We start from the raw sequence: 7,545 nt of genomic DNA, 5'->3' as shown, positions 1-7,545 counted from the left end.
GGCGGGGGGCTTGTTTTCTCATTTCATCCGGGCGGTGCGCGGCGAAAGCCTGTACCGCCAGGCGTCGTTCCTGCTGGATGCCCTGGACACGCCGGTGTTTCCCTCTTTCATGCGTATCCATGAACAGCCCCATTTGCGTGGCGCATTGGGTTCTGCGCCTTTTGACAATGAAGGTGTGGCCACCCGGGCCCGCGACCTGGTCAGCGACGGTATCCTGCGCGGCTACGTTCTGGACAGCTATTCGGCCCGCAAACTGGGGATGGAGACCACGGGCAACGCCGGCGGCGTGCACAACCTCACCATCGAAGCCGGTGAACTGGAATTCGAAGCGTTGTTGCGGCAGATGGACACCGGCCTGCTGGTGACCGAACTGATGGGCATGGGGGTGAACATCGTCACCGGCGACTACTCCCGCGGTGCGGCCGGCTACTGGGTGGAAAAAGGCGAGGTGCAGTATCCGGTTGAAGAAATCACCATCGCCGGCAACCTGAGGGACATGTTCAAAGACATTGTGGCGGTGGGCCGGGACGTGGACTTGCGCGGCAACATCCGCACCGGATCGGTGATGATCGGGCGCATGACGGTTGCCGGCCAGTGAGCGCTGATGGCGGCAACGGTGTGATCGGGAAGGCCTGTTTGATGGCCGGGCCAATAGCGGGGCCGCCGCGGTATTCCGTCAGCGGACGGCCAGGTGATGTTAAATGTTTTATTACAAGGCGCATGTTGTGCTTGGTCAGTTTGAGCTTTAGTATCCCTCAGCCTTGAGGCATGCATTTTGGGCGTCGCAGACAACGGTACTATCGGGGTTCAGCAGGGGTGACGGCGGCAGCAACTGACAACGTGGTGGAGATACGCGGCCTGCATTTCAGCCGTGGCCGGCGGGTGATTTTCGACGGTGTGGACATCGACATCCCGCGGGGCAGGGTCACCGCCATCATGGGCCCCAGTGGCACGGGCAAAACCACCCTGCTCAAGTTGATCGGCGGTCAGTTGCGTCCCGATGCGGGCACCGTGAAAGTGGACGGCCGCGAGGTGCACCGGCTGCCCCGCCGTGAGTTGTATGCGTTGCGCAAACGCATGGGCATGTTGTTTCAAAGCGGTGCGCTGCTCACTGACATCAACGTCTTCGACAATGTCGCTTTTCCGCTGCGTGAGCACACCCGGCTGCCGGCAGCCATGATTCGTGACTTGGTGTTGATGAAGTTGCACGCCGTGGGCTTGCGTGGCGCCCGCGACCTCAGCCCCAGCGAACTGTCGGGCGGCATGGCGCGGCGGGTGGCCCTGGCCCGGGCCATTGCCCTGGATCCCATGATGATCATGTACGATGAACCGTTCACCGGCCTGGATCCCATTTCCAAAGCCGCCATCGTCACCCTCATTGATCATCTGAACGAGGCCATGGCACTGACCAGCGTGGTGGTCTCCCACGATGTGCAAGAAACCGCGGCCATCTCCGACTATATTTACATAATCGCCGGCGGCAAGGTCATCAGTCACGGCACGCCGGAGGCGCTGGGGCGCAGCGCCTCGGCCTGGGTGGAGCAGTTCATGAACGGCCTGCCGGACGGTCCGGTGCCCTTTCACTACCCGGCCCCCGACTACGCCCAAGACCTGTTGGCGGAGCGGCAATAACTAATGAACAAGCTGGCACAGCTGGGCCGCTGGGGCTTGTCCCTGTTCGAGCGCCTGGGCCGCGGTCATCTCTTTCTTTTGCAGATCGTGCTGGGTCTGCCCGGCTTGGTTTTCCGCCTGTCCCTGGTGGTGCAACAAGTCTATGCGGTGGGCGTGTTGTCCCTGGTGATCATTGTCGTGTCCGGCTTGTTTGTGGGCATGGTGATGGGGCTGCAGGGCTACAATATTCTGGTGGACTTCGGCGCCGAAGAGTCCCTGGGGGTGATGGTGGCGCTGTCGCTGGTGCGGGAACTGGGGCCGGTGGTGGCCGCCTTGTTATACGGCGGGCGGGCCGGTTCGGCGCTCACCGCGGAAATCGGTTTGATGAAAGCCACCGAGCAACTGTCCGGCATGGAGATGATGGCGGTGGATCCGCTGCGCCGGGTGATCGCCCCGCGCTTCGCGGCGGGCCTCATCGCCATGCCCTTGCTGGCAGCCATTTTCATTGCGGTGGGCGTGTTGGGTGGTTACTTTGTGGGCGTCGGGTTGCTGGGGGTGGACTCGGGCGCCTTTTGGTCGCAGATGCAAAACAAAGTCGATTTTTACGACGATATCGTCAACGGCATGATCAAAAGCGTGGTGTTCGGTTTTGTCGGGACCTGGATTGCCGTGTTTGAAGGCTATGACACCGTGCCCACCTCCGAAGGGGTCAGCCGCGCCACCACCCGGACGGTGGTGCACACCGCTTTGGCGGTGCTGGGCCTGGATTTCGTTTTGACCGCGCTCATGTTCAACGAGGTTTGAAAGTCAGGCTGAAAATGAAGAACTCCACCCGCTTGGAAATCGCTGTCGGTCTGTTCGTTGCCGCGGGTCTGGCGGCCTTGTTCGTGCTGGCGATGAAAGTCAGCAACATCACCGCGCTGACTCATCAACAAGGTTATGAACTCACCGTCCGCTTTGACAACATCGGCGGTTTGAAAGTGCGCTCTCCGGTGACCATGGGGGGCGTACGCGTCGGTCGCGTGACTGACATCACCTATGACGATGAAAGCTATGAAGCAGTGGTGACCCTGAACGTCTCGCAGCGCTACCGCCGGATTCCCGCTGATTCCAGCGCCAGCATATTCACGTCGGGCCTGTTGGGTGAACAATATGTGGGCATAGAGCCCGGCGGGGAGGAGCGTTACCTCAAGGACGGGGACCGTATCCGGCTGTCGCAGTCGGCGCTGATACTGGAACAAGTGATCGGCCGGGTGTTGTTCAGCAAGGCCGCCGAGGGGGGGCAGTGATGAAGGCCGCCGCCCTCGCCGGTCTGACCCTGATGACCTGCACCGCCGCCGCGGAGCCGCTCACCCTGGAGGAGGCCATCAGCCGTGCTCTGGACCACGACCCGCGCATCGACGAAGTGGTGCATCTGGCCGAGGCCGCCCGCAGCTGGGTGGATGAGGCCCGGGCCAGCGGCGACTTGCGGGTGGATTTGAACACCTTCGTGGGCCTGTCGCCCGCCGTGGGCGGGGGCCTGTTCGAAGCGGGCAGTTGCGAGGCGGGCAGCTGCCGGCTGCGCAGCGACCGCTACGAGAATCATGGCGCCTCGGTGTGGCTGCGTTTCCAGCTCGCTTTGATCAAGCCCCTGTACACTTTCGGCAAGATTGAGCACTACGCACAGGCCGCCGAGGCCAATCTGGCCGTCAAGCAGGAGGACATCCGCCTGCGCCGGAGCCGCACCGCACTGGACGTGCAACGCGCATATTACGGCTATCTTGCGGCGCGGGACACCCGTTTGCTGTTCACCGATGTGCAAAAACGGCTGGACGCCGCCCGCGACCTGACCCGGGAGTGGCTGGATCAGGGCGAGGGAGGGGTGCGCCAGTCTGATTTGTACGCCCTGGATGCCGGTGCCGCCCTGGTCCGGCGTTACCTCTTTCAGGCCGAGGGCCTGGAACACGTGGCGCTCGCCAGTCTCAAAGTGTTGACCGGCGCGGCTCAGGATCAGCCCCTGGAAGTGGCCGATTCCCGGCTGCGGCCCGTACCGTTGCCGCAGCAGGGCCTGGCGGAACTCAAGCAGCGGGCGCTGCAACAACGCCCGGAAATGGCGCAAGTCGCGGCGGGTCTCACCGCGCGGCGTGAGCTGGTGGCTGCCAAAAAGGCGGATGCCAGGCCCAGTCTCTACGCCGGGGTGGCGGGTCTGGTGTCTTATTCGCCCAACCGCGACAAGGTGGACAACCCCCATATTACCGACCCCTTCAACGACTACGGCGCCACCCCCATGGTGGGACTGCAATGGCAGTGGGGTCACGGTGTGCAGGCGGCGCGGGTGGCGCGGGCGGAGGCGGAACTCAATGCCATGATCGCCAAGGCCGCCCTGGCCCGCCAGGGCATACCCTATCAGGTTGCTGAGGCCTATCACCAGGCTGCGGCGGGGAGACAGGCGGTGGCGGCCATGGAAGATGCCAGCCGCTCAGCGCGGCGCTGGATGATCGCCAGCTTTGTGGATTTCGAGGCAGGCCTGGAGGAGGCGAGCAAGGTGGTGACCGCTTTTCAAGGCTATGTTCTGGCCCACAGTGATTATCTGAAAACCGTGTACGACTACAACATGCAGGTGGCGCAGCTCAAACGCGCCATCGGCGCGGACCCTCTTGGAGAGCAACGATGAAACAAACCTGGGCGGCTGTGATGGTCCTGACCCTGGCCTGGGCCGGCGGTGTGGCGGCGGCCGTGCAGGATCCGCTGGAACTGGTGCAGAAAACGTCCGAGGAGATTCTGGGCAAGGTGCGGGAGGAACGTGCCGCCATCGACAACAATCCCCGGCGGCTCTACCAGCTGGTGAACGAAATCGTCCTGCCTCATTTTGACTTCGAGCGCATGTCGCGCTGGGTGCTGGGCAAATACTGGCGTCGCGCCAGCCCGCAGCAGCGACGCCGCTTCGTGGCCGAGTTTCGCAGCCTGTTGGTGCGGACCTATGCCAAATCCCTGGCCGAGTACACAGACAACAAGATCGAGTACCTGCCCTTGCGCCGCAGGCCGGGTGCGGAAGAAGTGACCGTGCGCACCGAGGTGGAGCAGGCCGGTGGGTTTCCCATTCCCATTGATTACTCCCTGTATTTGCAGGGCGGCAGCTGGAAAGTGTTCGATGTGGTCATAGACGGCGTCAGCCTGGTGACCAATTACCGCAGCACTTTCGCCAGCGAGGTGCGCCGTGGGGGGCTGGACAAACTGATCGCTGATCTCGCGGACCGCAACCAGCGTGAAAGCGGCCGCGGTGGCTGAGGAGGCCCGGATCGAGGCACTGGACAATGGGCGTGTGCGCTTGTGCGGCGCGGTCACGTTCCACAGTGTTCCCGCACTTTGGCCCCGCCTTGCGCAGGCGGTGACGACCGCCGGCGTCACCACTCTCGATCTGGCGGGGGTGGAGCGCGCCGACAGCGCCGCCGTGGCGCTGATGCTGGAGTGTCTGCGCGCGGCGCGCGCCGCCGGGGGGGGCGTGCGTTTCGTCGCCGTTCCGGCGCAGGTGCTGGCCATCGCCCGGGTGGCGGGGGTGGAGAAAATACTGTCCCTGGACATAGAAGCGGCGCCGGCACCGGCAGCCGCCTCCCCGGGGTGTGGCGCTCCGCCCGCGGCCGAAACCCGCCAGGGTTAAAAAAAAAGCCATAAGCAGGTATCCTGTGCCCCCTTTCCCGCTTGCAACGCCGGGTTCTTTGACGGTGGTTCAAATGTTAGTCGACGATATCAAACGCATGATCGTAACCGGCCTTCCCGGGGCCGAGGTGCACATCACCGGTGACGGCCGCCACTTCGAGGCGCAAATCATCCACGACGACTTTGCCGGCAAAACCATGTTGCAGCAGCACAAAATGGTCTATGCCACGCTGGGTGACAAAATGGGTGGCGATATCCACGCGCTGTCTATGCGCACCTATACCCGCGAGCAATGGGAGCAGGCACAATCCAGCTAGCAGGCTCTCGTGGCTTGTCCCCCCAAGCTCCGTTTTGTGACCCGACATGGATAAACTGATCATCACCGGTGGCGCTTTCCTGGACGGAGAAATCCGCATCTCCGGCGCCAAAAATGCCGCCCTGCCCATTCTGGCCGCCACCTTGCTGGCCGATGAGCCGGTCATGGTGCGCAACGTGCCCCACCTGCACGACATCACCACCACCATGGAACTGCTGGGCCGCATGGGGGTGCAACTGGTGGTGGATGAGAAAATGGGCATTGAGGTGGACGCCCGCACCATCAAAGCCTGTTACGCCCCCTATGAGCTGGTCAAAACCATGCGCGCCTCCATTCTGGTATTGGGGCCGCTGGTGGCGCGGTTCGGGGAGGCGGAAGTGTCCCTGCCCGGCGGCTGCGCCATCGGCTCGCGGCCCGTCAACCTGCACATCCAGGCCCTGCAGGCCATGGGGGCGGACATCGCCGTGGAGGGCGGCTACATCCGCGCCCGGGCCAAACGCCTGTGCGGCGCGCGGATTTTTTTCGACAAAGTCACGGTCACCGGCACCGAGAACGTGATGATGGCCGCCACCCTGGCCCAGGGCAAAACCGTTATCGAAAACGCCGCCCGGGAGCCGGAAGTGGTGGATCTGGCGGAGTGCCTGAATCAAATGGGTGCCCGCATCAAAGGCGCGGGGACTGACACGATTGTGGTGGAGGGCGTGGCGCGGCTGGGAGGCACCCAGTACAGCATTCTTCCCGACCGCATCGAAACCGGCACTTATCTGGTCGCCGCCGCCATGAGCCGGGGCCGCATCAAAGTGAAGCAGGTGCGCCCCGACACCCTCGACGCCGTGCTCGCCAAGCTGCGCGAAGCGGGGGCGGATTTGCACGTGGGCGAGGACTGGATCAGCCTGGACATGCACGGCCGCCGGCCCCAGGCGGTGGATGTGCACACCGCGCCCTATCCCGCTTTCCCCACCGACATGCAGGCGCAGTTTTGTGCCTTGAACTGCGTGGCGGAAGGCACTGGCACCATCTCCGAATCGGTATTCGAAAACCGTTTCATGCATGTGCAAGAGTTGCAGCGCCTGGGCGGGGACATCCGTTTGGAAGGCAACACCGCCATCACCAGGGGCGTGTCCAGCCTCACCGGCGCGCCGGTGATGGCCACCGATTTGCGCGCCTCCGCCAGCCTGGTGCTGGCGGGCCTGGTGGCCGAGGGCGATACTTTGGTGGACCGCATTTATCACGTGGACCGTGGCTACGAATGCATCGAAGAAAAACTGGCCCAACTGGGCGCCAAAATCCGCCGGGTACCCGACTGAGCCTCAACGGTTGTTGCGTTCTATGAGCCAGCTCCTCACCATCGCCGTCTCCAAGGGCCGCATTTACAAAGAAACGCTGCCGTTGCTGGCCGCGGCCGGCATTGTGCCCGGCCACGATCCCGAGACCAGCCGCAAGCTGATCCTGGACACCTGCCGCCCCGATGTGAAACTGGTGGTCATCCGCGCCGCCGATGTGCCCACCTTCGTGGAATACGGCGCCGCCGATCTGGGTGTGGCCGGCAAAGACGTGCTCATGGAACATGACGGCAGCGGCCTGTACGAGCCGCTGGATTTGAACATCGCCCGCTGCCGGCTGATGCTCGCCGGGCCGCCGGGCACCCGGATCAGCGAGGTCCGGCCCCGTATCGCCACCAAATACGTCAGCGCCACCCGCCGCTATTTCGCCGCCCGGGGCCGGCAGGTGGAAATCATCAAACTCTACGGTTCCATGGAACTGGCCCCCATCGTGGGCCTGGCGGACCTCATCGTCGATGTGGTGGACACGGGCAATACCCTGCGTGCCAACGGCCTTGAGCCTCTGGAACACATCGCCGACATCAGCGCCCGCCTGATCGTCAACAAGGCGGCCATGAAAATGCAGCACGCCGCGGTGACGGCCCTGATGGGGCGCCTGGCGCAGGCGGTGGAACGGAACCAATCAGTTTGAACGGGGCG

The 7,545-nt window shown here is 63.7% G+C and carries 10 protein-coding genes; all 10 read left to right on the top strand.

The annotated features are described in order from the left end of the window. Nucleotides 1–598 (top strand): metalloprotease PmbA (gene pmbA / locus ENJ19_03795; protein HHM04850.1); only part of this gene is annotated, 598 nt, incomplete at its 5' end. 170 nt (nucleotides 599–768) lie between these two features. Next, nucleotides 769–1,632 carry an ABC transporter ATP-binding protein gene (locus ENJ19_03790; GenBank protein ID HHM04849.1) on the top strand — a complete coding sequence of 288 codons (864 nt, stop codon included), beginning with the start codon at nucleotides 769–771 and terminating at the stop codon, nucleotides 1,630–1,632. Nucleotides 1,633–1,635: 3 nt separating this feature from the next. Continuing rightward, entirely contained in the window at nucleotides 1,636–2,415 is a 780-nt protein-coding gene (gene mlaE, locus ENJ19_03785; GenBank protein ID HHM04848.1) for a lipid asymmetry maintenance ABC transporter permease subunit MlaE, read from the top strand. A gap of 14 nt (nucleotides 2,416–2,429) precedes the next feature. Beyond that, complete coding sequence (gene mlaD / locus ENJ19_03780) at nucleotides 2,430–2,900, top strand: outer membrane lipid asymmetry maintenance protein MlaD (protein HHM04847.1); 471 nt, start codon at nucleotides 2,430–2,432, stop codon at nucleotides 2,898–2,900. Then, entirely contained in the window at nucleotides 2,900–4,264 is a 1,365-nt protein-coding gene (locus ENJ19_03775) for a TolC family protein (protein HHM04846.1), read from the top strand. The genes mlaD and ENJ19_03775 overlap by 1 nt, the downstream gene beginning before the upstream one ends. Beyond that, nucleotides 4,261–4,878 (top strand): ABC transporter substrate-binding protein, encoded by a 618-nt coding sequence (locus ENJ19_03770; GenBank protein HHM04845.1) that lies wholly within the window; start codon nucleotides 4,261–4,263, stop codon nucleotides 4,876–4,878. The genes ENJ19_03775 and ENJ19_03770 overlap by 4 nt, the downstream gene beginning before the upstream one ends. Continuing rightward, complete coding sequence (locus tag ENJ19_03765; GenBank protein ID HHM04844.1) at nucleotides 4,832–5,248, top strand: STAS domain-containing protein; 417 nt, start codon at nucleotides 4,832–4,834, stop codon at nucleotides 5,246–5,248. Before ENJ19_03770 ends, ENJ19_03765 begins: the two co-directional genes overlap by 47 nt. Nucleotides 5,249–5,321: 73 nt before the next feature. After that, nucleotides 5,322–5,564 (top strand): BolA/IbaG family iron-sulfur metabolism protein, encoded by a 243-nt coding sequence (locus ENJ19_03760; protein HHM04843.1) that lies wholly within the window; start codon nucleotides 5,322–5,324, stop codon nucleotides 5,562–5,564. Nucleotides 5,565–5,610: 46 nt separating this feature from the next. Continuing rightward, nucleotides 5,611–6,870: a UDP-N-acetylglucosamine 1-carboxyvinyltransferase gene (gene murA, locus ENJ19_03755; GenBank protein HHM04842.1), complete on the top strand. Its 1,260-nt coding sequence runs from the start codon at nucleotides 5,611–5,613 to the stop codon at nucleotides 6,868–6,870. Nucleotides 6,871–6,892: 22 nt separating this feature from the next. After that, the gene (locus ENJ19_03750; protein HHM04841.1) at nucleotides 6,893–7,537 is read left to right on the top strand and encodes an ATP phosphoribosyltransferase; all 645 of its coding nucleotides are present in this window, start codon (nucleotides 6,893–6,895) and stop codon (nucleotides 7,535–7,537) included. The last annotated feature ends 8 nt before the right edge of the window (nucleotides 7,538–7,545 follow it).

It is taken from the genome of Gammaproteobacteria bacterium (assembly GCA_011375345.1).
Taxonomy (GTDB): domain Bacteria; phylum Pseudomonadota; class Gammaproteobacteria; order DRLM01; family DRLM01; genus DRLM01.
Note: the sequence above shows the minus strand (reverse complement) of the source record. Positions and strands in the feature narration are given on the sequence as shown.